Annotated in this window: 20 protein-coding genes and 1 other RNA gene; 17 read left to right on the top strand and 4 right to left on the bottom strand. The window is 72.1% G+C overall.

The annotated features are described in order from the left end of the window. Positions 1-55: 55 nt before the first annotated feature. Both ybaK and glgX read right to left on the bottom strand, forming a co-directional pair. Complete coding sequence (gene ybaK / locus ACIOSR_RS03055; protein ID WP_402751808.1) at positions 56-559, bottom strand: Cys-tRNA(Pro) deacylase; 504 nt, start codon at positions 557-559, stop codon at positions 56-58. Then, the gene (gene glgX / locus ACIOSR_RS03050) at positions 556-2601 is read right to left on the bottom strand and encodes a glycogen debranching protein GlgX (RefSeq protein ID WP_402751807.1); all 2046 of its coding nucleotides are present in this window, start codon (positions 2599-2601) and stop codon (positions 556-558) included. Before glgX ends, ybaK begins: the two co-directional genes overlap by 4 nt. A gap of 78 nt (positions 2602-2679) precedes the next feature. On the opposite strand from glgX, the gene ACIOSR_RS03045 reads away from it, so the two are divergent. From ACIOSR_RS03045 to ssrA, 11 genes are all read left to right on the top strand, one after another. Further along, positions 2680-3846, top strand: a complete 1167-nt coding sequence (locus ACIOSR_RS03045; RefSeq protein WP_056046118.1) for a cysteine desulfurase family protein — start codon at positions 2680-2682, stop codon at positions 3844-3846. Between the two features lie 228 nt (positions 3847-4074). Next, positions 4075-4830: an acyl-CoA dehydrogenase gene (locus tag ACIOSR_RS03040; RefSeq protein WP_277960124.1), complete on the top strand. Its 756-nt coding sequence runs from the start codon at positions 4075-4077 to the stop codon at positions 4828-4830. Positions 4831-4841: 11 nt separating this feature from the next. After that, the gene (locus ACIOSR_RS03035; RefSeq protein ID WP_402751806.1) at positions 4842-5450 is read left to right on the top strand and encodes a signal peptidase I; all 609 of its coding nucleotides are present in this window, start codon (positions 4842-4844) and stop codon (positions 5448-5450) included. 8 nt (positions 5451-5458) lie between these two features. Next, complete coding sequence (locus ACIOSR_RS03030) at positions 5459-6436, top strand: hypothetical protein (RefSeq protein WP_402751805.1); 978 nt, start codon at positions 5459-5461, stop codon at positions 6434-6436. Then, a complete protein-coding gene (locus ACIOSR_RS03025) occupies positions 6433-8259 on the top strand; it encodes a choice-of-anchor G family protein (RefSeq protein ID WP_402751804.1) in 1827 nt (608 codons plus the stop codon). Before ACIOSR_RS03030 ends, ACIOSR_RS03025 begins: the two co-directional genes overlap by 4 nt. 66 nt (positions 8260-8325) lie before the next feature. Then, positions 8326-8928: a hypothetical protein gene (locus ACIOSR_RS03020; RefSeq protein ID WP_267658691.1), complete on the top strand. Its 603-nt coding sequence runs from the start codon at positions 8326-8328 to the stop codon at positions 8926-8928. A gap of 70 nt (positions 8929-8998) precedes the next feature. After that, positions 8999-10108: a peptide chain release factor 2 gene (prfB, locus tag ACIOSR_RS03015; protein ID WP_056046106.1), complete on the top strand. Its 1110-nt coding sequence runs from the start codon at positions 8999-9001 to the stop codon at positions 10106-10108. A gap of 103 nt (positions 10109-10211) precedes the next feature. Beyond that, positions 10212-10955 (top strand): cell division ATP-binding protein FtsE, encoded by a 744-nt coding sequence (gene ftsE, locus ACIOSR_RS03010; protein ID WP_043593759.1) that lies wholly within the window; start codon positions 10212-10214, stop codon positions 10953-10955. Beyond that, a complete protein-coding gene (gene ftsX, locus ACIOSR_RS03005) occupies positions 10952-11866 on the top strand; it encodes a permease-like cell division protein FtsX (RefSeq protein WP_056046104.1) in 915 nt (304 codons plus the stop codon). The genes ftsE and ftsX overlap by 4 nt, the downstream gene beginning before the upstream one ends. Positions 11867-11982: 116 nt before the next feature. Next, the gene (gene smpB / locus ACIOSR_RS03000; protein ID WP_056046102.1) at positions 11983-12459 is read left to right on the top strand and encodes an SsrA-binding protein SmpB; all 477 of its coding nucleotides are present in this window, start codon (positions 11983-11985) and stop codon (positions 12457-12459) included. A 129-nt stretch (positions 12460-12588) separates the two neighbouring features. Then, positions 12589-12966: a transfer-messenger RNA gene (gene ssrA, locus ACIOSR_RS02995) on the top strand. A gap of 281 nt (positions 12967-13247) precedes the next feature. Here ssrA and ACIOSR_RS02990 read toward each other — a convergent pair. After that, positions 13248-14825, bottom strand: a complete 1578-nt coding sequence (locus ACIOSR_RS02990) for a hypothetical protein (protein ID WP_402751803.1) — start codon at positions 14823-14825, stop codon at positions 13248-13250. 230 nt (positions 14826-15055) lie between these two features. Continuing rightward, complete coding sequence (locus ACIOSR_RS02985; protein WP_192123291.1) at positions 15056-15940, bottom strand: LacI family DNA-binding transcriptional regulator; 885 nt, start codon at positions 15938-15940, stop codon at positions 15056-15058. Between the two features lie 41 nt (positions 15941-15981). Between ACIOSR_RS02985 and ACIOSR_RS02980 the strand changes: the two genes are divergently transcribed. From ACIOSR_RS02980 to ACIOSR_RS02955, 6 genes are all read left to right on the top strand, one after another. Further along, positions 15982-17295 (top strand): ROK family protein, encoded by a 1314-nt coding sequence (locus tag ACIOSR_RS02980; RefSeq protein WP_402751802.1) that lies wholly within the window; start codon positions 15982-15984, stop codon positions 17293-17295. Positions 17296-17882: 587 nt separating this feature from the next. Beyond that, on the top strand, positions 17883-19547 hold the full coding sequence (locus ACIOSR_RS02975; protein ID WP_402751801.1) for an ABC transporter substrate-binding protein: 1665 nt from the start codon (positions 17883-17885) through the stop codon (positions 19545-19547). A 34-nt stretch (positions 19548-19581) separates the two neighbouring features. Continuing rightward, the gene (locus ACIOSR_RS02970; protein ID WP_123570318.1) at positions 19582-20571 is read left to right on the top strand and encodes an ABC transporter permease; all 990 of its coding nucleotides are present in this window, start codon (positions 19582-19584) and stop codon (positions 20569-20571) included. Positions 20572-20581: 10 nt separating this feature from the next. Continuing rightward, the gene (locus ACIOSR_RS02965; protein WP_402751800.1) at positions 20582-21577 is read left to right on the top strand and encodes an ABC transporter permease; all 996 of its coding nucleotides are present in this window, start codon (positions 20582-20584) and stop codon (positions 21575-21577) included. Continuing rightward, positions 21574-22491: an ABC transporter ATP-binding protein gene (locus ACIOSR_RS02960; RefSeq protein ID WP_402751799.1), complete on the top strand. Its 918-nt coding sequence runs from the start codon at positions 21574-21576 to the stop codon at positions 22489-22491. Before ACIOSR_RS02965 ends, ACIOSR_RS02960 begins: the two co-directional genes overlap by 4 nt. Further along, complete coding sequence (locus tag ACIOSR_RS02955; RefSeq protein ID WP_056046094.1) at positions 22488-23303, top strand: ABC transporter ATP-binding protein; 816 nt, start codon at positions 22488-22490, stop codon at positions 23301-23303. Before ACIOSR_RS02960 ends, ACIOSR_RS02955 begins: the two co-directional genes overlap by 4 nt. The last annotated feature ends 24 nt before the right edge of the window (positions 23304-23327 follow it).

The following is a 23327-nucleotide window of genomic DNA, read 5'->3' as shown; positions in this document are numbered from 1 at the left end:
CGGATTGTTCACTTCGTGGCGGCGTGGCGGCAGATCCGAGGAGGCGCGGCGCGGGTCAGTCGCGACGGATCGCCGCGTAGGAGCCGCCGGTGGCGCGCACGAGGTCGTCGGGTGCGATCTCGATGTCGAACCCGCGCCTCCCGCCGCTGACGAAGACCGAGGCGAAGGAGGCGGCGCTCGCGTCGACCACGGTCGTCGCGGCGGTCCGCTGCCCGAGGGGGCTGATGCCGCCCACGACGTAGCCCGTGCGGCGTTCGACCAGGGCGGGGTCGGCAAGCGAGGACTTCTTGGCCCCGACGGCGGCCGCGAGCGCCTTGAGGTCGAGGCGACCCGAGACGGGGACGACACCCACCACGAGGGTGCCCTCGGCGTCGACCACGAGGGTCTTGAAGACGCGTTCCGCCGAGAGGCCGAGCTCGGCGGCGGCCTCCTCGCCGAAGTTCGTCGCCGTGTCGTGGTGTTCGTAGGTGTGGGCCGTGAAGGGGATGCCGGCCGTGGTGAGCGCGACGGTGGCCGGCGTGGCGGGGCCGCGCGCCCCTCCGGACGCCTTGCTGGTCACGAGGCGGCCTCGGTCGTCGTGGCGCGGAACACCACCACGGTCGGCCCCGAGACGAGCAGGTCGTCACCGGGGGCCGTCGCCTGCGGCAGGCTGCGGTCGTCGCTCGACCACAGGGCCTCGTACGCCGTCACCCCGTGGTGCCGGGGGAGCGTCACCGAGACGGCGGTCTCGGCCCCGTGCACCACGACGAGGACCGTGTTCGGCGCCTCGTGCTCGGGCGTCGAGGTCGCGAGGTACTGCATCGTGCGGACGCCGGGGTCGTTCCACTCGTCGGGACGCATCTCGTCGCCCGAGGCCGAGTGCCACGACATCTCGTTGGCGCTGAGCGTGCAGGCGCCGTCGAGGCCGAACCGCGACGGGCGCAGGGCGGGGTTCTCGGCTCGCAGCCGGGAGAGCGTGGCGACGTCGTCGTGCAGGTCCCGGTGCCAGGGTTCGTCGGACCAGTCGACCCAGGTGAGCTCGCTGTCGGTGCAGTAGGCGTTGTTGTTGCCGTGCTGGGTGCGGCCGCGTTCGTCGCCGGCGGTCAGCATGGGGATGCCGGCCGACACGAAGAGGGTGGCGAGCAGGTTGCGCATCGAGCGGCGGCGGGCGTCCGAGATCCACGGGTTGACGCTGTCGCCCTCGACGCCGTGGTTGAACGAGCGGTTGTCGTCGGTGCCGTCGCGGTTGTCCTCGCCGTTGCTGAGGTTGTGCTTGCCGTCGTACGACACGAGGTCGAGCAGGGTGAAGCCGTCGTGCGCCGTGACGAAGTTCACGCCCGACAGCGGACCGCGCTCGTGGGCGTAGATGTTGCTGGACCCGCTGAGCTTCGACGCGAAGCTGCCGAGCCCGGACGGGGGTGCGCCCTGCGACCGGGCGGCGGCGATGTCGGTCAGCCAGAAGTCGCGGGCCCGGTTGCGGAACCGGTCGTTCCACTCGATCCAGCCGTCGGGGAAGGCGCCGGTCTGCCAGCCGCCCAGGCCGACGTCCCACGGCTCGGCGATCATCTTGACGCCCTCGAGCGCCGGATCGTCCACGATCGCGCTCAGCAGCGGGTGATCGGGGTCGAAGACGTGGTCCGCGCCGCGTCCGAGGGTGGCGGCGAGGTCGAAGCGGAAGCCGTCGATCTGCACCTCGTCGGCCCAGTACCGGAGGGAGTCGAGCACGAGCCGCGAGGCGGCCGGCGTGCTCGTGTCGAGCGAGTTGCCGCACCCCGTCACGTCGACCGGCCGACCCTCGGCGTCGTGTCGGTAGTAGCCGGAGCCGTCGAGACCGCGCAGGCTCGTGACCGGGCCGCCGACCTCGCCCTCTTCGGCCGTGTGGTTGTAGACCACGTCGAGGTAGACCTCGATGCCGGCCTCGTGCAGCAGGCGCACCATGCCCTTGAACTCGCGGAGGATCGCCGAGGCGCCGGCCAGCTGCGCGTCGCGGCTGGCGTAGGCGGCGTGAGGGGCGAAGTAGCCGAGGGTGTTGTAGCCCCAGTAGTTCTCGATGCCCTGCGCGACGAGGCGCTGCTCGTCGACGTGCTGGTGCACGGGCAACAGCTGCACCGCCGTCACGCCGAGGCCGGTCAGGTAGGCGATGGTCGACTCGGCGGCGAGGCCGGCGTAGCTGCCGCGCAGTTCTTCGGGCACGAAGGGGGCCAGGCGGGTGAGGCCGCGGACGTGCGCCTCGTAGACCACCACCCGGTCGAGCGGCGTGCGGGGCTTGGCCACCCCGCCCCAGTCGAACGACTCGTCGACCACGGCCGACTGCCACGTGCCGCGTCCGGTGCGACCGAGCCCGCGCGCGTAGGGGTCGAGGAGCTCGAGCGAGGGGTCGAAGGCGTTGCCGCCCCCGGCGGGGCCGTCCGCCCGCAGCCAGTACCGCCGCCCGGGGGTGAGGGCGCCGTCGGTGGCGCTCCACACGTCGTGTTCGTCGCGGACCATCGGGACGACACGGTCGTGCGGGGCGTCGTCGATCACGACGTCGACCCGGGACGCCGACGCCGACCAGACGCGCAGCGTCGGCCCGTCGGGGCCGGAACGGATGCCGAGATCGCGCAGGGGGTCGGGGTCGGTCACGCGTTTACAGTAGAGGAGGCGCGTGTCGGCCCCGAAATCATCGAGCGTCACCGCCCCACCCAGCCTGAGGACCCGAACATGAGCGTCTACCTCGACCACGCGGCCACCACGCCGATGCACCCGGCGGCGATCGCCGCCTACGCCGAGGCGCTCGGCACGGTCGGCAACCCGTCGTCCATCCACTCGGCCGGCCAGAACGCCAAGCGCGTCCTCGAAGAGGCCCGCGAGCGCGTGGCCGCGACCCTCGGCTGCGACCCGATCGAGATCGTCTTCACCTCGGGCGGCACCGAGGCGGTCAACCTCGCGATCAAGGGACTGTGGTGGGCGAGGCAGTCCGACCGACCGCGGCCGCGCCTCCTCGTCCCCGCCGGCGAGCACCACGCCACCGTCGACACCGTCGAGTGGCTCGAACGGTACGAGGGCGCCGTCGTCACCTGGCTGCCGCTCGACGAACAGGGCCGGCTGCGCGTCGACGCCCTCGCCGCGGCCCTCGACGAGCACGACGACGTCGCCCTGGTCAGCCTGCTCTGGGCCAACAACGAGGTCGGCACGATGCAGCCCGTCGACGAGGTCGTGGCGCTCGCCGCCGCCCACGGGGTGCCGGTGCACTCGGACGCCGTCGCGGCCTACGGGCAGGTGCCGATCGACTTCGCGGCCTCCGGGCTCGCGGCGCTCAGCGTCAGCGCCCACAAGATCGGCGGGCCCATCGGCATCGGCGCGCTCGTGCTGTCGCGGTCGGCGACCGTCGTGCCCCTGATCCACGGGGGCGGACAGCAGCGACAGGTGCGCTCGGGCACGCAGGACGCCCCGGCCGCCGTCGCCTTCGCCGTGGCGGCCGAGCAGCCGCACGGGGCCTACGAGCCGCTGCGGGACCGGCTGATCGCCGGGGTGCTGGCGTCGGTGCCCGGGGCCGTGCTGCGGGGCGACCCCGTCGACCGGCTGCCCGGCAACGCCCACTTCACCTTCGACGGGTGCGAGGGCGACTCGTTGCTGTTCCTGCTCGACGCCGCCGGGGTCAGCGTCTCGACCGGATCGGCCTGCCAGGCGGGCATCCCCGAACCGTCGCACGTGCTGCTCGGCATGGGCCTGCCGGCGGACGCGGCCCGCGGTGCGCTCCGCATGACGATCGGCCACACGAGCACCGAGGCCGACGTCGACGCGCTGCTCGCGGCGCTCCCGACCGCCGTCGCGCGCGCCACGACGGCCGGTTACGCCGACCGCGCCCCGGTGCTCGGCGCCCGCTGATCCGCCCGCCGGGCAGGGCAGCCCGACCGCGACCCCCGAACGGGTGGGTTGTCGCCCCCGCGCGGGGGTGGTGTACTCGTCCCCAACACACGTGAGCACGCCTCACCGGCCGGGCCCCACCACCCCGCGCCGCCGCCGCATCCCGGCCCGCCGCCCGCTCACCACGGGCGTCCATCGCACCACCCCGAGCGCCGCCCCCACCAGGCGACGCGGATCAGGAGCACCACCATGTCGCAGCACCGCTCTGCCTCCGACACCCCTCGCGACGAGGTCCCGCGCGACGACGTCGAGGCGCTCGACCGGTCGGCGCCGAGGCCTCGTCGCCTCCGCAAGGTCGCGGCGCTCGCCGCGGGCGGTGCGCTCGTCGTCGGCGGACTCGGCTACACCGTCGCGGCCTGGACCGACAGCGAGTGGGTCTACGCCGGGGACGGCACGGGCGGCCCCGGCATCGGCACCGGCACGTTCGAGGTGCAGCAGAGCGTCACCTCGCCCTACACGGCGGGCTTCTCCGACTACGAGACCGCACCGGGTCGCGGCACGGTCTTCACGCCGGGCGCGCAGACCCTCAGCCCGGGCGAGAGCGTCTACTCGGGCGTGGCCCTGCGGACGACGGCCACGACGAGCGTCCCCGCGGACGTGCAGGTCCGCGCCGCGGTGCCCGCCACCGGCGTCACCGTGGCCGATGCCGGGGGAGCGCTCTTCAGCGCCCTGACCGTCCGCGTCGCGACCGTCGAGGTCACGGCCGGGGGTGCCGCGCCGACCTGCACCGCCGCCGCGTTCACCGCGCCGACGACCATCGCCACGGGTTCGCTCTCGACGACGGGCGCCACGGCCACCCAACGACTCGCCGCCGCGTCCGGCACCACGCAGTTCTACTGCTTCGAGGTCACCCTGCCGGCGAGTGCCGCCACGTCCGCGAGCTCGACGCTCCAGGGCCGAACCGCCGCCCCGGCGTGGGAGTTCGCCTCGACCAGCGTCGAGTGACGGGCCGACCGGTGGTCGACACCGTGACCCGGCCCCGGGCAGAACGTCGGGGCCCCGAGGTCGAGCCGCGCCGGGCGGATCGCCGTGAGCGCCGTCGCCGACGCCCGCGCCGCCGACCGGTCGACGTCGTCAGCACGCTCCTGCTGTCGGTGGTCGGCCTCGTCGGCGCGGTCTGTCTCCTCTGGCTCGCCGTCTCGACGGTCCTCGGCCTCTCGCTCGTGGTCGTCCTGACCGGCTCGATGAGTCCCACCGTGCCCGCGGGCGGCGCCGTCGTCACCCGGGCGATCGCGGCGGCCGACGTGCGGCCCGGCGACGTGGTCACGGTGCCCCGACCCGGCTTCGACGTCCCCGTGACCCACCGAGTCGTCTCGACGACCGCCGTGCCCGGCGACGCCGCCGCGCGCTCCCTCGTGCTGCGGGGCGACGCCAACGACTCGGACGACCGCGACCCCTACGTCGTGCGCGACGCCCGGATCGTCGTCGCCTCGGCCCCGGGCCTCGGCTTCGTCCTGACGACGACGTCGACCCCGCCGGCCCGCGGGCTCGCGGTCGCCGTCGTCGGTGCCGCCGTCGTGCTGGCCTTCTGGCCGACGCGACGCGGCGCCGTCCGCCGAGGGTGAGGACGACCGTGGACGGGGAGTCGAGTGGCGGCGCGCCCGGCGGGCCGAGCGGCGGGCACCACGGCCGCGGTGCTCACCGCGGACCCACGATCCGCGGGCACGGCGCCGCGACGACGCTCCTGGCCGTCGTGGGGACGGCCGCGTTCGTGCTCGGCGGTGCCCTCACCGTCCAGGCCGGCACCGCCCGTGCCCTCGAACCCGTGCCCGAGACCGGCCTCGACGGCCACCTCGTGCTGGCCGACGAACTGACCGGCACCGAGGACATCGCGCCCGCGGCCCCGGGCCGCTGGCAGATCGCGACCGACGTCACGACCGGCGACCGGGTGGCACTCGGCCTCGAGCTCGTCAGCTCGGGGTCGCTCGTCGACGACGAGGCCGGTTTCACGCTGGGGGTCGAGACCTGCGACGTCGAGTGGCAGCGGGTCGAGACGACGCCGCTCTGCGCGACCGGGGCGCGGACCGTGACCGCCCCGACCCGCGCCTCCGCGTTCGTCGACGGCAGTCCCTCGTGGCCGGTGCGGTCGGTCGGGGGCTCGGGCCGGGTCTTCGTGCTCGTCAGCCTCGGTCTCGCCGGTGGGCGCGGCGACGACGCCTCGTCCATGGGCCGGAGCGCCCGGGTCGGCGTCGGCATCACGGCGACGGCGCTGGACCCCGTCGCGACCCTCCCGGCCGAGCCCGAGCCCGAGCCGACCGTCACGACCGCCGTGCCCGGCGACCCGGCCGGTCCCGGCCCGGGCGGGGCGGACCCGGCGGCGCCCGGCACCGGCCCCGGCGCCGGCGGCACCGGCCCCGGCGATGACGCCCCCGTCATCGACTCCGCCCGCGACGGACGCCCCGTCGACGTGACCCTCAGCGGCGTGGACGCCCCGCGCGCGCTCGCCTTCACCGGCGGCCTCTCGTCCGGCCCGGCCATCGCGGGTGCCGGTGCCCTGGTCGTCGGCCTCTCGCTGCACCTCCGCGGACGACGCCGGGCGGTGACGTCGTGACCGGCACGCACGGCCGCCGTCGCCGTCGCCCCAAGGGTGTCGCCCGCCTCGTCGCGGCGCTCACCGCGCGACGGGCCGTCGTCGCCGTGGCGGCCGTGGTCGCCGTCGTGGGTGCCGTCATCGTGCCCCCGCCGCCCGTGACGACCGCCGCCTGGACCGACTCCGAGCGCACGTACGGGCTCGTCGGCACCACGAGGTTCACCTGCGGCACCGACACCGGGTACGCCGCCGCCGCGTCCAGCCGGTTCGTGCGCGGCAGCCTGGCCGGCACCGACCTCGACACCGTCGCGGCCGTGCGTGGGGCGGACCTGACGCGCACCCGCTCCGGCGTCGTCACCGCGGCGCCGGCATCGCCCGCCCCGACCACGGACGCGGGAGGCACGACGACGTTCCGCAATCCCCTGTCGGCGAGCGCGGGGTCGGGTCTCGTCGGCCTCGACCTGACCGGGCTCGGCACGAACCTGCCGGCGGGGTCGGCCGGAGCCCTGAACCAGTTCACGCGGGTCGCCCCGACCGGCACGGCGGCGGCCGCCGCGGGCCTGGTGAGCGACTCGGGCGGGCTCGGCGTGACGCCGACGACCCCCGCCTCGTCACTGCCCGGTCCCGCCCGCATCGGCCTCACCTCGGTGCTGCCCGCCTCGACCGCCCTCGACCGGGCCGACCTGACCGTGGGCGCGGTGGCGTCGACGGCGACCCTCGACGGCTGCCGAGCCCTCGAGAGCCGCATCTGGGGCGACGGCAGCGTGACGGGGGTGACCCGCGACTACGGCATCGCCGGTCTCGCCCTCGAGCTGCACAGCCCGGCGGTGGCGGGACTGTCGGGTCAGGTGTCGAGCACGGTCACGAGCCTGAACACGGCCGCCGCCGGCCTGACGGGCGTCAACGGCACGATCTCGAGGACCGTCCGGGACGGCGTGCTCGCCACCGTGAACGGCCTCACGAACCTGCTGAGCCTGGGCGGGGTCACGGGTTCGGTCACCCTCACCGGCCTGGCCCTGCAGTCGGCGGTGGACCCGGTGCTCGCGGGGTCGGTCACCAGCACGGACGGCACGGTCACCATCACCCCGTCGACCGGTGTGGTGTCGGTCGACCTGGCCACGCTGGTCGGCCAGCCCGGCGGGCTGAACGGGCTCGCCCCGAACACAGAACTCGTGCTGAGCGCGGCGGCGATGGCCTCGATCACGACCACGGTCGGGTCGATGCTCGACGGCCTGACCCAACGGGTCGTGGCGGCGCTGCAGTCCGCGGTGTCGGCGGCGCAGCTGTCGGTGGCGTTGACGGTGACGTTGCGGGCGACGGTGCTCGGCGTCCCCGTCGACGTGCTCGCCGTCGACGTCGCGATGGGGGGAACGCTGGGGCAGCTGCTCGCGTCCCCGTCGACGGCGACGGCGGTGGTCACCACGCGGGTGCTGAGCGGGGCGCTCTCCACCGTGCTCGGCAACGTGCTGAACCCGCTGCTCGCCGCGTTGACGGGCTCGGCCGGGTCGCTGCTCGGGTCGGTGGCCACGCTCGTCCGCTCCACGCTCGTCGCGCCGATCACCACCCTCGGCAGCACCCTCTCGACCACGCTCGCCCCGGTGCTCACGGCGCTCGGCACCCTGACCGCCCGTCTGCCGTCCGTCCTGTCGCTGCGCGTGAACCTGCGCCCCGACCAGGCCGGCTACCCGGGCGGCGTCGTGACCGGCGTCCCGCCCGACAAGTGGACGACCGTCCCCTACCAGGTGGGGGCGTTGCGGGTGGCCCTGTCGGCCGGAGCGACGACGGTCACCTCGCTCGACCTCGCGACCTCGCGGGTGGGACCCGTCAGCACCGTGCCCCGGTAGTCGTCGTCTCCGACCCGAGGAGGCGCGGGTCGCGCCTCACGGGCCGCCTCGCGTCAGACTGGGGCCATGCAGCTCTACTCGGCCTCGCCCCTCGTCCGGACCCGCCAGGTGACCGGAGACGTCGTGGCCGTCGGCCTCGTCGTCCTCTTCGTCGTGCTCGGGGTGAGCATCGCGACCTTCATCGGCACCTTCGCCGACCTCGGGAGGCAACTCGAGGAGGCGGGGGCCGGCTTCCAGGGCACCATGCAGGACGCGTCGCGCGCGCTGGAAGGGCTGCCCCTGGTCGGCGGTGCGGCCAGCGCCCCGTTCGACGGGGCCAGCGGGGCCGGAGAATCCCTCGCCGACGCCGGACGGCAGCAGCAGGACGGCGTGGCCCGGGCGGCGCTGGTCGCCGGACTCGTCGTCGCCGGGGTGCCGAGCCTCGTGGTGCTGTGGGTCTGGCTGCGCGGGCGGATCGCGTTCGTGCGCCGCGCCTCCTCGGTCCGTTCGCTGCTCGCCCTGCCGGGCGGCGAGGACCTGCTCGCGCTGCGGGCACTCACCGGCCGCGACGCGAAGGCCGCCCTCGCCGTGTCTCCCGACCCGGTGGCCGCCTGGCGCGCGGGGGATGCCGCGGTCGTCCGCCGCCTCGCCGACGTGGCCCTGCGGGAAGCGGGCGTGGCCCGGCGCTGACGAGCGGGCGAGCGATCGGAGCGGGGCACGGGCAGGCCCGGCCCACGCGGGCCGGGTAAGCTCGGGGACCATGATCGCACTGGATTTCTCTGAGCAGATTGCCGCCCTCCGGGCCACGTTCGAAGACATCCGTGCGGTGATCGGGCAAGACCGTCTCGTCGCCGAGATCGCCGAGCTCAGCGAGCAGGCCTCGGCCCCCGACCTGTGGGACGACACCGACAACGCCCAGAAGGTCACCAGCGCCCTCAGTCACCGGCAGTCCGAGCTCGAGAAGCTCGAGACCACCGAGGCGCGGCTCGACGACCTCGAGGTGCTCGTCGAGATGGCGAACGACGGCGACGACCAAGAGAGCGCCGACGAGGCCCAGGCCGAGCTCAGGGCCCTGCAGAAGATGATGGACGTCCTCGAGGTGCAGACGCTGCTCGACGGCGAGTACGACCCGCGCCCGGCCGTCATCACGATCCGCGCCGGGGCCGGCGGGGTCGACGCCGCCGACTTCGCCGAGATGCTGCTGCGCATGTACCTGCGCTACGCCGAGAAGCACGGCATGTCCGCCACCGTCATGGACACCAGCTACGCCGAAGAGGCCGGCATCAAGAGCGCCACCTTCGAGATCGACGCCCCCTACGCGTTCGGCACGCTCAGCGTCGAGGCCGGCACGCACCGGCTCGTGCGCATGAGCCCCTTCGGCGCCGCCGGCAAGCGCCAGACCAGCTTCGCCGCGGTCGAGGTCATCCCGCTGATGGAAGAGACCGAGTCGATCGACATCCCCGAGAACGACATCCGCGTCGACGTCTTCCGGTCCTCGGGCCCCGGCGGTCAGAGCGTCAACACGACCGACTCGGCCGTGCGGCTGACGCACATCCCGACCGGCACCGTCGTCTCGATGCAGAACGAGAAGAGCCAGATCCAGAACCGCGCCGCCGCCATGCGCGTGCTGCAGTCGCGCCTCCTGCTGCTGCAGAAAGAAGCCGAGAACGCCAAGAAGAAAGAGCTGGCGGGCAACATCACCGCCAGCTGGGGCGACCAGATCCGCAGCTACGTGCTGGCGCCCTACCAGATGGTCAAAGACCTGCGCAGCGAGCACGAGGTCAACAACCCCTCGAACGTCTTCGACGGCGATCTCGACGGCTTCATCTCGGCGGGCATCCGCTGGCGCAAGCGCGACGACCAGGACTGACCGGGCGTCGCCCGCCCGGCGGCTCCCAGCACATCCATAGCCGCCCCGCCGCAGCGAGTCGCTGCGACGATCGTCGCCGGCCGCACTTAGGGTGATCCCCGTCATGATTCGGTTTGATGAAGTCACCAAGGTCTACGTCGGCAACCCCCGGCCCGCGCTGAACGCCGTCACCCTCGAGATCCTCAAGGGCGAGTTCGTGTTCCTCGTCGGGGCGAGCGGCTCCGGCAAGTCGAGCTTCCTGCGGCTCGTGCTGAAGGAAGAGAAGCCGTCCCAGGGCCAGATCCACGTCCTCGGGCAGCGTCTGGGCACGCTCTCGAGCCGCAAGGTGCCCTACTTCCGGCGCAACCTCGGCGTCGTGTTCCAGGACTTCCGGCTGCTGCCGCAGAAGAACGTGTTCGACAACGTCGCGTTCAGCCTCCAGGTCATCGGCAAGAGCAAGGGCTTCATCCAGGAGGCCGTGCCCGACGTCCTCAAGATGGTCGGCCTGGTCGGCAAGCAGCACCGTCTGCCGCACGAGCTCTCGGGCGGCGAGCAGCAGCGCGTCGCCATCGCCCGTGCGATCGTCAACAAGCCGGCGATCCTGCTGGCCGACGAGCCCACCGGCAACCTCGACCCGTCGACCAGCGCCGGCATCATGACCCTGCTCGAGCGCATCAACGCCGGCGGCACGACGGTCATCATGGCGACCCACGACGCGGGCATCGTCGACCAGATGCAACGACGGGTGATCGAGCTCAGCGCGGGCAACATCCTCCGCGACGAGCGTCACGGCGGCTACCAGACCCAGGCGGTGCCCATCCAGGCCATCGGGGTCGAGGACCTCAGCACGAGAGGGGCCGACGCATGAGACTCGGACTCGTCATGAGCGAGGTCGGCAGCGGCCTCCGTCGCAACGCCTCGATGGTCATCTCCGTCGTGCTCGTCACGTTCATCTCGCTGACCTTCGTCGGCACCGCGGCCCTGCTGCAGATGCAGATCACGCAGATGAAGGGCTACTGGTACGACAAGGCCCAGGTCGCCGTCTACCTCTGCACCGACACCGACACGACCGGCAACTGCACCGGGGCGATGGCGACCAAGGACCAGATCGACGGCGTCCGCGCCCAGCTCGACAGCGACGTCCTGACGCCCTACGTCGACAAGTTCTACTTCGAGGACCAGACCCAGGCCTACGACCGCTTCAAGCAGCAGTTCGCCGACAGCCCGGCCACCGAGTTCGTGCAGCCGGCGTACCTCAACGAGACCTTCTGGGTGAACCTCAAGGACCCGACGCAGTCCGACGTCCTCACCGAGAGCCTGTCGAGCCTGGCCGGCGTCCAGAGCGTCGTCGACCAGCGCGGGTACCTCGACCCGATCTTCTCGGTGCTGAACGCGGCGAGCTACACGGCCATCGGCATCGCCTCGCTCATGTTGATCGCTGCCGTGCTGCTGATCGCCACGACCATCCGGTTGAGCGCCTTCAGCCGGCGTCGAGAACTCGGCATCATGCGCCTGGTCGGGGCGTCCAACCGGTTCATCCAGACGCCGTTCATCCTCGAGGGGGTGATCGCGGCCCTCGTGGGCTCGTTGCTGGCCGGTGGGGCGATCGTCGCGATCGTGAACTTCTTCGTCAAGGGTTACCTGGCGGTGACCTTCCAGGGCACGCCGTTCATCGGCCTGCGCGACGCCGCCCTGGTCGTGCCGATCGTCATCGTCGTCGGCATCCTGCTCGCAGCCCTCAGCGCGAACGTCGCCATCAGGCGCTACCTCAAGGTCTAGAAGCCGGCCCCGTGAAGGAGGCGCGGTGTCCGTCAGACGGGCACCGCGCCTCCTTCGCTGTATACTGAACGGCTGCCTGTCGGCAGCCCCCCCACCCGAACGACCAGGAGGCCAGCGTGGCGAAAGAACGCGGTGAGAAGGTCGTGGCCACGAACCGCCGCGCGCGCCACGACTACACGATCGAGACGACGTACGAGGCGGGCATCGTCCTGAGCGGCACCGAGGTCAAGTCGCTGCGGCAGGGCCGCGCGTCGCTGGTCGACGGGTACGCGTTCGTCGACGCTGGCGAGGCCTGGCTCGACGCGGTGCACATCCCCGAGTACACCGAGGGCACCTGGAACAACCACGCACCCCGGCGCAAGCGCAAACTGCTGCTGCACCGCCACGAGATCGACAAGATCGGGCAGAAGACCAAAGAGGGCGGCTTCACGGTCGTCCCGCTCAAGATCTACTTCAGCGACGGTCGGGCCAAGGTCGAGATCGCCCTCGCGAAGGGCAAGCGCGAGTACGACAAGCGCCAGACCCTGCGCGAGCGCACCGCGACGCGCGAGGCGCAGTCGGCGATGTCGGCGCGCAAGCACCTGGGGGAGTGACCGGTCGATCGTCGGGCACGGGCGGGCGGGTCGCCGACGGTGGCGCGAACGCGTCGAACGACGTAGACTGATGGGCCGCACGGAAACGTGCGTTGGTAATTCAAGAGCGTGTGACGACGGCCCCCTCATGGGGATGATCGGTTTCGACATCGCCTGTGTGCGAACGAGAAGCGGGCCGAGGATCCAGGGTTATCTCGTAAACGATCTCTGGAAAACAATAAGTGCCAATAACAAGCGCACTGACTTCGCTCTCGCTGCGTAAGCAGTAGAGCCACATGGAGTCCGTCAGTCTGGTGACCGCCTTCTAACCAGATCCTGACGTCATTTAGATGGCTTGCTGTGTGACTACGCCTGGGGGTCACACGGGACTTGCACTCGGGCTGGGCTCGTCGACCTAGAAGCCAGTAACAAAGGTCGGAGCCGAGCAGAACGCCTCATCTGGCTACGCCCGTAGAATGCGTGCAATCTCAGCGATGGACGGGGGTTCAATTCCCCCCATCTCCACCACCGGTCGTCGTCACACCTCTCGAACACCGAACGCCCCCGCCTCTCGAGGCGGGGGCGTTCGTGTGTTTCCGGGCCTGAGCGGTCCGCGCCGTGTCGCACCGCCGGATGAACATCGCACCGCCGAAGTGGACGGTGCGACGTTCACTCGGCGGTGCGACACCTGCGAAGGGGACCGGGGGCCGGGTGTGGCCGCCGCCGGACGCGGCACGGCCCTTGCCGGACGCGGAACGGCCCCCGCCGCTGCCGAAGCAGCGACGGGGGCCGTCGTCGTGGTGCGGGTGTTACTCGCCGGCCACGTCGGTGGTCGCGAGCTTCGCGCGGCGGCGAGCGAGGACCATCAGCGTCGAGCCGAGCAGCAGCACGGCGGCGCCGATGCCGATGGCGGCCTCGGTGCCCTCGCTACCCGTGTACGCCAGGCCCGTGGTGCCGGTGGCGATCGGGGTGGCGGGCAGGGCTGCGGGCGTCGCGGCGGCGACGAGGCTGAACGCCACGTCGGCCGAGGGGGCCGAGACGATCGGCTGACCGGCGGCGTCGAGCACCGGCGCGCCGTCGGCGTCGAGGAGGAACGACACGGCGGCGGCCGTGTAGTCGTTCGGCGTCAGGGCGAGGGTGACGGTCCAGTTGCCGGCGGCGTCGACCACGATCGGGTCGGCGGGGGCCGGAGCGGCGGCGCGTCCGTTCTCGGCGGCCTCGAGCTCGTCCAGCTGGTCCGTCGGGACGACGGCCAGCAGGATGTTCGAGCCGGGGGTGCCGGTGCCCTCGAAGGTGACCTGGTCTCCGACGACGACCTGACCCTGGGTGGGCGAGGTGATCACCGGGGCGTCGAGGACGACGGCCGCGGCCTCGAGGGTGAAGTCGACCGGGGTCGAGTCGTCGGAGGCGACGGGGAGACCGTCCTCGTCGAGGACCGGCTGGCCGGCGGCGTCGAGCAGGACCTGGACCGCGACGGCCGTGTAGTCGCCGGGCTCGAGGGCCGCGGTGACGGTCCAGTCGCCGTTCTCGTCGACGACGATGCGCGCGGCCGGGTCGTCGGCGAGGGTGCTGACGGAGTCGGTCGGCGTGACGACGAGGCCGATGTCGGCGCCGGGGGTGCCGGTGCCCTCGAAGGTGACCTCGGTGCCGGTGACGGTCGCGCCCTGGGCGGGCGCGGTGATGACCGGGGCGGGCAGGGTGACCGGCGTGGTCGGGGGCGTCACGACGGCGGGGAGCGTGAAGTCACGCGTCACCGGCTCGAGGCCGCTGCCGCCGACGATGCCCGTGACCGTGACCGTCTGGGCCGTGGCGGCGGCGTCGGCGTAGGTGAAGGGGATCGAGTAGGTCGTGCCGTTGCCGAGGTTGGCGCGGCCGAGCTCGACGCCGGCGGAGCTCACGATGACGGTCGAGCCCTGGGTCGCCGTTCCGGAGAAGACGACGTCGCGGCTGCCGGTCGGGGTGTTCGCGACGGGCGTCTCGAGGGTGAGGTACTTGCCGATCGGCAGGACGAACGACAGGGGCTGCGCGTCGGAGAAGCCGCTGCCGCCGACGACACCGTCGACGAAGACGCTCTGTTCGCGGGGGGCGGTGACGGGGTACGAGGGCAGGACGGCCTTGAAGGCTCCGGTCGTGGTGTCCGTCGTGGTCTGCACGAGACGCGTGGTCCGCGTGTCGTCGGTGAAGACGTTGATGGAGGCCCCGGGAACCGCGGTACCCACGATCGAGACGTCGCGCGAGGTCGTCGCGCCACCGTCCGTCGGGCTGGTGATGTCCAGCATGCCGTCGGCCGCGTTGGCCGCCGTGGTGGAGAGGAGGGCCCCTCCGAGGGCGAGCGTGAGGACGGCCGGGACGGCCACCGCACGGCGCCAGGAGAACTTGGTGATCACGTGGTGAGTGCTTTCTTGATCGGTGGTGCAAGCGTCATCGCTTGTCCGCCCCCGGCCCAGCGCCGGGTGAGACACGCAGCACGAAGGGAGCCCCCCGTGCCCATCGAACCTATCCGTAAGCTGAGAGAAACCCACTGATCTGTCCGGAATGCGCAGGGTGGTTGTCGCGTCACCTCTGTTTCACCTGGGTGAGAGTCGACGCCGGGGCTGGCGGCTCGGCAGGCGGGGCGTCAGACCGGCGCGGGCCCCGACGACCCCCGCCGCACCAGCGACGCGGGTGGCGCTTCGACCGACGCCACGGCCTCTCCCGCGAGCACGCCGAGCAGCATGCCCGCGGCCACCTCGCCGAGGCGTTGCACGTCGTGGCTGACCGCCGAGAGCGGGGGCGTCGACAACTGGCACTGCGACGAGTCGTCCCACGCCACGAGCGTCAGTCGCGTCGGCACCTCGACCCCGAGTCGTTGCGCCGCGGCGAGGCCGCCGAGCGCCATCTGGTCGTTGTCGAAGACGACGGCCGTCGGCGGCGTCGGCCCCGAGAGCAGGCGCGAGAGGGCGGCCGCGCCGGCGTCCCACGAGTAGTCGCCCTCGATCGTCTCGACCACGGACGAGGAGGCGCGACTCGCGGCGACCAGCGCCTCCTGCCTGACCTGCGTGTGCAGCAGCGCTCCCGGGCCCGACACGTGCGCGAGTCGACGGTGCCCGTCCGCGACGAGCGCGGCGACGGTGTCGCGCATGGCGACGCCGTCGCCGGTCCAGACGGCGGGCAGGTCTCCCGAGAGGGCGGGGTCGCCGAGCACGACCGCGGGCAGGCCGAGCTCGCGCAGCAGGGCCGGTCGGGGGTCGTCGTCGGTGAGGTCGACGAGCACGACCGCGCCGAAGTCGCCCGAGGCCGCCCACCGCCGGTAGGCCGACAGCTCGGCGTCGCGGTCGGCGAGGGCCTGCAGCAGCAGGGTGTGGCCGCGGGGGCGCAGCACCCGTTCGATGCCGGCGATCAGTTCGTGGTAGAACGGCTCCGCCCCCAAGATCTCGCCGGGGCGGACGAGGGCGAGACCGACACGACGGCGGTCGCCCGGCCCGGCAGGGGCCACCCGGGTGTCGACGATCGAGTCGGTCATGCGCCCGAACCTACAGCCCCCGACAGGTCGGAGCGACGCCCGTGGTGACCCGCGACCCCGACCGGACCTCGACGCACCCCCCTGCCCGGCCCGCGACGCCGTGGCGGTCGCACACCTCGCCGCCCACCCCGGCACAGCCCACGACGCATCCCGCCGCGCAGCCCGCGCCCCAGCCCGCGCCGCAGACCAGCCGCGAACTCGTGGTCGACCTCGTGCGGTCGTCGGGCCCGATCAGCCGCGTCGAGCTCGCCCAGGCCAGTGGACTGACGCAGGCGTCGATCTCGACGATCGTCCGGCGGTTGCTGGACGAGGGGCTCGTCCGGGAGACCGGCCGGGTCGCGTCGACCGGTGGCAAGCCGCGCACGATGGTCGAGATCAACCCGCGTGCCGTCTACGGCATGGGAGTGCAGATCGGTGAGGACGCGCTCACCTACGTCGTCACCGACATGCGCGGGGGAGTCGTCGGGCGCCTGCAGGTCGACGCCGGGCCCGCCGCGTCCGACGACGTCACGGCCGCCGCGGTCCGCATCGTCGACGGCTTCCACGACGTCGTCGGCAGCCTCGGCCTCGCGAGCGGGGCGGTGGCCGGCCTGGCCGTCGTCGGTCCCCGTGCCACCCTCGCCCACGGGGTGCGCACCGGGCCCCGGTCGACCGAGAGCGCCCTCCACGCCGGGCTGCACGCCGCGCTGGCCCTGCGCCTCGGCCTGCCCGTGATCGTCGACAACGATGCGGCGGCCGCCGCGCTCGGCGAGTTCTGGAGTCGCCAGGTGCCGCGCTCCGAGACGTTCGCCTGCGTCTACCTCGGGACGGGGGTCGGCTCGGGCATCGTGCTCGACGGGGCCCTGCACCGGGGCGCGAGCTCGGGCGCCGGAGAGCTCGGCCACGTGTCGATCGACCTCGACGGCGAGCCCTGCTACTGCGGCAACCGCGGCTGCCTCGAGCTCGCGGCGTCGCCCGGGGCCGTCGTCGCCCGGGCCCGGCGCGACGCCGCCGCGTTCGACGACCTCGGCCTCGCCTGGGCGCCGGGCGGGGTCGCGCGCGACTTCGACCTGCTCGCCCGCGCGGCGATCGCCGGTCACGCCGCGGCCGACGGGCTCGTCACGCGCGCCGCCGAGCAGCTCGCCGCGGGGGTCGTCACGCTCGCCAACCTGCTCGACCTCGACCGCGTCGTGCTGAGCGGACCCGGGGTCGCGGTCGCCGGCTCGATCTACGCCCGGGCGGCCGTCGAGGCCCTGGCCCGCACGGCGTTCTCGCGGGGCGTGCACACCACGAGGGTGGAGGTCTCGACCGACCCGCGCGACGCGGCCGCGATCGGTGCGGCCGCCCTCGTCGTGCAACGCGCCATCTCGCGCTGACCCCGCGACGGTGCCCGGACCCGGCCCGCGCCTCCTCGGCATCGCGAGTCGTGCACTGCACCGGGTCCGGTCGGCGGCCCGAGCGGGCCCGCACGTCTCCGCGCCGCGTTCCGTGCCGCGCACCGCGTCTCGTCGGGGTGTCGTGCACGAAACGCGGTGTGGTGCGTGGGGAAGGTGCGCCGCACAGCATGCACCCGCTGCCCGGCGGGCCCGCACGTCTCCGCGCCGCGTTCCGTGCAGCACATTGCGTCTAGTCGGGGTGCCGTGCACGAAACGCGGTGCGGTGCGTGGGGAAGGTGCGCCGCACAGCATGCACCCGCTGCCCGGCAGGCCCGCACGTCTCCGCGCCGCGTTCCGTGCAGCACACCGCCTCTAGTCGGGGTGCCGTGCACGAAACGCGGTGTGGTGCGGGCCGGGCGAGCGCGGGTCGGGCCGGTGTGGTTCGCCTCGGCACCGCAGGAGGCGCGGGTCACGATCCCGACACGTCCTCACAACTTTCTTGACTCGCTTACGTAAGTCGTCTAAGAAAGACCCCGGGACCAGGCGACGGCGCCTGGCACGACGAAGGGTCGACGATGCCTCTCTCCATGACCAACCGCCGACGGGTCGGGTTCGGTGCGATCGCACTCGCGACCGCCGCGGGCCTCGCGCTCACCGGCTGCACCGCCTCGAGCGGCGGCGACGAAGGCGGCATCACCGCCAACACGGGCCCGGCGGGCGACCTCACGGCCAACTTCAACCCGTTCTCGGCCACGGCCGACAGCACCTCGCAGGGCCTGCTCTACGAGCAGCTCTTCTACTACAACGTGCTCACCGGCGCCGACCCCAAGCCGATGCTGGGTGAGGACTACGAGTGGAACGACGACGGCACCGAGCTGACCGTCGACCTGCGCACCGGCGTGCAGTGGAGCGACGGCGAGGACTTCACGGCGGACGACGTCGCGTACACGTTCCAGACGATGCTCGACAAGCCCGAGCTGAACCGCGTCGGCTTCGAGGGCACCGTCGAGGCCACGGACGACGACACGGTGGTCTTCACCTTCGCCGACACCTCGTTCGTCAAGGGCCCGGACATCCTCGGCCAGGCCGCGATCGTGCCCGAGCACGTCTTCTCGAAGCTGTCCGACATCGCGACCGACCCGGTCGAGAAGCCGATCGGCACCGGGCCGTACATGCTCGACACCTTCACCCCGCAGAGCTACGTCTACAAGGCGAACCCGAACTACTGGCAGTCGGGCAAGCCCGAGGTCAAGAGCATCCGGTACATCGCCCTGGCGAACAACACCTCGGCCACGGACGCGATCGTCGGCGGCGACCTCGACTGGTCGAGCATCTTCATCCCCGAGGCCGACAAGGTGCTCGGCAGCAACCCCGACGTCAGCTACGTCGCCACCGCGCTGCAGCAGATCACGTTGATGACCTGCTCGAACGCCGACCTCGGCTGCACGGGCCCGCAGACCGACCCGGCCGTGCGCCAGGCGATCTACAAGGCGATGAACCGCGACCAGCTGAACGACCTGGCCTTCTCGGGCACGAACAAGCAGATCTCGCCGACCTTCATGACCCTCGGTCGTGACGACGACTACATCAGCCCCGACGTCGAGAAGGAGACGCCGATGACGGCCGACACCGAGGGCGCCGACGCGCTCCTGCAGTCGGCCGGCTACGCGAAGGGCTCGGACGGCATCTACGCCAAGGACGGCCAGAAGCTGCAGCTCGAGATCCAGGTCGTCACCGGCTACTCGGACTACATCGCGGCGATCGACGCCATGGCCGAGCAGCTGCGCGCGGTCGGCATCGAGATCACGCAGAGCGCCAAGTCGTACAACGAGTGGGTCGCCGCCCGCAACAACGGGCAGTTCCAGCTGACGATGGACTCGCTCGGCCAGGGCCCCTCGACCGACCCGTACTACCTCTACAACGGCAACTTCGACTCGACGACGACCTCGCCGGTGGGCGAGCAGGCGATCAACAACTTCGCCCGCTACTCGAACCCGACCGTCGACGCCGCGATCGTCGCGGCCGAGCAGACCGACGACGTCGCGGCGAAGACCGAGCAGTACTTCACGATCCAGAAGGAGATCGTGGCGGACATGCCGTACATCCCCGTGCTGCTGCAGTCCACGCTCACCGAGTTCAACAGCGCGAAGGTGACCGGCTGGCCCACGGGCGACGACGACACCGAGAACTTCCCGGCGACGTGGAAGACCTGGGACAACGCCCAGACCGTCCTGAACCTGAAGCTCAAGTGATCGTGGTCGGGACCGAGAAGGTCAGGAGGCGCGGATGAGGTACGTCGCGCAGAAGGTCGGCTTCTACGCGGTCGCGTTGTTCGCGGCCCTGACGCTGAACTTCTTCATCCCGCGGTTGCTGCCCGGTGACCCGGTGGACATCCTGCTGGCCAAGATGCAGCAGAAGGGACCGGTCAGCGAGGCGACCGTGACCAGCCTGCGCCTCCTTCTCGGTTCCGACTCGGACGAACCCCTGTTCTCGCAGTACGTGCAGTACCTCGGCAACCTGGCCCGGGGGGACCTCGGCATCTCGGTGTCGTACTTCCCGGCCGGGGTGTCGACCATCATCGGCCAGGCCATCCCGTGGACGATCGCCCTGATCGGCATCGCGACGATCCTGTCGTTCGTCTTCGGGGTGGGGCTCGGGACCCTCGCCGGCTGGAAGCGTGGCTCGGTGCTGGACAACTTCATTCCGGTGACGACGATGTTCCAGGCGGTGCCGTACTTCTGGCTCGCGCTCATCCTGTTGTACGTGTTCGGCAGCGTCCTGCGGGTGTTCCCGCTGTCGGGCGGCTACAACGTGTACGAGGCGACGCCGGGGCTCAACTGGACGTTCGTCCAGAGCGCGGTGCTCTACGGCACGCTGCCGGCGTTGACGATCATCATCTCGTCGGTCGGCGGCTGGCTGCTCGGCATGCGCAACATGATGGTGTCGACCCTCAGCGAGGACTACATCGTCACCGCCGAGGCCAAGGGCCTGTCGCCGATGCGCATCCGCCAGAGCTACGCGGCCCGCAACGCGGTGCTGCCGCAGTTCGCGGGCTTCGCGATCTCGCTCGGGTTCGTCGTGTCGGGCTCGATCGTGACCGAGCAGGTGTTCTCGTACCCGGGCATCGGCAACGCGCTCTTCACGGCGACGCAGAACAACGACTACGCGCTGATGCAGGGCATCTTCCTGGTCATCACCCTCGCCGTGCTGGGGACGAACTTCATCGTCGACCTGATGTACGGCTTCATCGACCCGCGCACGCGCGCCAAGCGTTAGGACGACGAGCATGTCCACGATCGATCTCGGCCAGCTCGCCGACCCGAACTCGCCCACCGGCGACAGCGGCGCGGGCACCGGCCGGAAGGGCCTCAAGCGGGTCTTCCCGCACGTGACGCCCAAGCTCTGGGTGGGGGCGGGCATGATCGCCGCCATCGCCCTGTTCGGCCTGGTCTTTCCGTTCGTCGTCCAGAACCCGCAGGCCATCAGCGACGTCGGCCTGAGCGCCCCGAGCGGCGAGCACCTGCTCGGCACCACGCAGACCGGGCAGGACGTCTTCGCCCAGCTGGCGTACGCGACCCGCGGCTCGCTGCTGATCGGCGTGCTGGTCGGCGTCGTCGCGATGGCGTTGGCCGTCGTCTTCGGCGTGATCGGCACCTACGTCGGCGGGTTCGTCGACGAGGCGTTCTCGCTGTTCTCGAACGTCGTGCTGGTGATCCCCGGCCTGCCGCTCGCCATCATCGTGTCGAGCTACGTGCCGCAGAAGGGCCTCGTGGTGATCGCCTTCGTGATCGTCATCACGAGCTGGGCGGCCAGCGCCCGCGTGCTGCGCGCCATCACGCTGAGCCTGCGGTCGCGCGACTACGTCGCCGCGTCGCGGGTGTCGGGCGAGAAGACCTGGCGCATCGTCGCCGTCGAGATCCTGCCCAACGTGCTGCCGGTGTTGGCCAGCCAGTTCTTGTTCGCGGTGATCTTCGCGATCCTCGCCGAGGCGGGACTGTCGTTCCTGGGGCTCGGCGTCTCGGGCCAGTTCACCTGGGGCTCGATGCTCTACTTCGCGCAGAACGGGCTCGCGCTGCGACTCGGCGCCTGGTGGTGGTTCGTGCCGCCGGGGCTGATGATCGCGCTGCTGGGGTGCGCGCTGTCGCTGATGAACTTCGCCATCGACGAGATCATCAACCCGAAGCTGCGCGACCAGACCCGGGCCGGCGTCAGCCGGGCCGACCGCAAGCGACTGGCGCGGGCCGAGGCCGCCGCCGGCACCACCGAGGGGGCCACCGCATGAGCACCGTCCTGACCGTCGAGGACTTCAGCGTCGACTACGCCGTCGAGCACCCCGTGCACGCCGTCAAGAACGTCAGCTTCGAGCTGGCCCGGGGCGAGATCCTCGGGCTGGCGGGCGAGTCGGGTTGCGGCAAGACGACGCTCGCCTACGGCATCAACCGGCTGCTCGGGTCGCCGGCCGTGATCACGGGCGGTCGGGTGGTCTTCCACGACGCCGAGGGCGCCGACATCCTGCTGCCCGAGCTCGACGACAAGGCGTTGCGGGCGTTCCGCTGGGACAAGCTGTCGATGGTGTTCCAGGGGGCGATGAACGCGCTCAACCCGGTGACGACGATCCAGGCGCAGCTCGAGGACGTCTTCAAGACGCACCGGCCGTACTGGAAGAAGGCCGACCGCGTCGAGCGGGCGGGCAAGCTGCTCGAGACCGTCGGGGTCGACCGCAACCGGCTCCGGTCGTATCCGCACGAGCTCTCGGGCGGCATGCGCCAGCGCGTGATGATCGCGATGGCGCTCGCCCTCGGCCCGCAGATGATGATCATGGACGAGCCGACCACCGCCCTCGACGTCGTGGTGCAGCGCGAGATCCTGCGCGAGATCGGGCGGTTGCGCGACGAGTTGGGCTTCGCGGTCATCTTCATCACGCACGACCTGCCGTTGCTGCTCGAGATCAGCGACCGCATCGCCGTGATGCGCGCGGGCGAGATCGTCGAGATCGGGGAGTCCACCGAGCTCTACACGAACCCGCAGCACGAGTACACGAAGAAGCTGCTCGGGTCGTTCCCGAGCCTCACGGGCGACCGCGGGGCGTTCATCCGCAGCGGGGTCGACGAGACGGCCGGGGACGGCGCGACCCGCGCCTCCTCGGGGCACGAACGGGCGACGTCCGTCGCCACGAGCACAGGAGGCGCGGCGTGAGCACGCTCGAGTTCCGGAACGTCGTCAAGGACTACCGGGTGCGCGGGGGCCGGGGTGAGAAGGGTCGCCTGCGCGCGGTGGACGACGTCAGCTTCACGCTGGAGGCCGGCAAGACGGTGGCCCTGGTCGGCGAGAGCGGCAGCGGCAAGTCGACCATCGCCAAGATGCTGCTGCAGCTCGAACGGCCGACGAGCGGCTCGATCGTGCTCGACGGTGCGGTCGCGCCCCGGCACGGCGAGGCCCTCCGGCGCTACCGGAGCGACGTGCAGATGGTCTTCCAGGACCCGTTCGCCTCGCTCAACCCGTTCCACTCGATCGGGCACCACCTGGCGCGGCCGCTGCTGCTGCACGGCAAGGCGACCCGCTCGACGGTCGACGAGAAGGTGCGCGACCTGCTCGGGCGGGTGCAGCTCGGCCCGGCCGCCGACGTCGCCGCGCGTCGACCGCACGAGCTGTCGGGTGGGCAGCGGCAGCGCGTGGCGATCGCCCGGGCACTGGCGCCCGAGCCGCGCATCCTCATCGCGGACGAGCCGGTCTCGATGCTCGACGTGTCGATCCGGCTCGGGGTGCTCAACCTGCTGGCCGACCTGCAGCGGCAGGAGGACCTCGGCGTGCTCTACATCACGCACGACCTGGCGACGGCCCGCCACTTCTCGGACGAGATCCTCGTGATGTACAAGGGGCAGGTGGTCGAGCGCGGGACCCCCGACGAGGTCATCCTGAACCCGCAGCACCCCTACACGCAGCAGCTCGCCGAGGCCGCGCCCGACCCCGAGAAGCGCATCGCCGAGCGGCGCGCCGCCCGCGCCTGACCGGCACCGCCCCTCCTGCGCCTG

Origin of the sequence: Frigoribacterium sp. NPDC087798 (assembly GCF_044742985.1) — a bacterium.
Lineage (GTDB): Bacteria > Actinomycetota > Actinomycetes > Actinomycetales > Microbacteriaceae > Frigoribacterium.
The sequence above is the reverse complement of the archived record's forward strand: the minus strand, read 5'-3'. Positions and strand labels throughout refer to the sequence as shown.

Coding starts and splice junctions, on each gene's coding strand:
- ACIOSR_RS03045 (WP_056046118.1), top strand. CDS start 2,680: ATGAGCGTCTACCTCGACCACGCGGCCACCACGCCGATGCACCCGGCG.
- ACIOSR_RS03040 (WP_277960124.1), top strand. CDS start 4,075: ATGTCGCAGCACCGCTCTGCCTCCGACACCCCTCGCGACGAGGTCCCG.
- ACIOSR_RS03020 (WP_267658691.1), top strand. CDS start 8,326: ATGCAGCTCTACTCGGCCTCGCCCCTCGTCCGGACCCGCCAGGTGACC.
- prfB (WP_056046106.1), top strand. CDS start 8,999: ATGATCGCACTGGATTTCTCTGAGCAGATTGCCGCCCTCCGGGCCACG.
- ftsE (WP_043593759.1), top strand. CDS start 10,212: ATGATTCGGTTTGATGAAGTCACCAAGGTCTACGTCGGCAACCCCCGG.
- ftsX (WP_056046104.1), top strand. CDS start 10,952: ATGAGACTCGGACTCGTCATGAGCGAGGTCGGCAGCGGCCTCCGTCGC.
- ACIOSR_RS02985 (WP_192123291.1), bottom strand. CDS start 15,940: ATGACCGACTCGATCGTCGACACCCGGGTGGCCCCTGCCGGGCCGGGC.
- ACIOSR_RS02975 (WP_402751801.1), top strand. CDS start 17,883: ATGACCAACCGCCGACGGGTCGGGTTCGGTGCGATCGCACTCGCGACC.
- ACIOSR_RS02970 (WP_123570318.1), top strand. CDS start 19,582: ATGAGGTACGTCGCGCAGAAGGTCGGCTTCTACGCGGTCGCGTTGTTC.
- ACIOSR_RS02965 (WP_402751800.1), top strand. CDS start 20,582: ATGTCCACGATCGATCTCGGCCAGCTCGCCGACCCGAACTCGCCCACC.
- ACIOSR_RS02960 (WP_402751799.1), top strand. CDS start 21,574: ATGAGCACCGTCCTGACCGTCGAGGACTTCAGCGTCGACTACGCCGTC.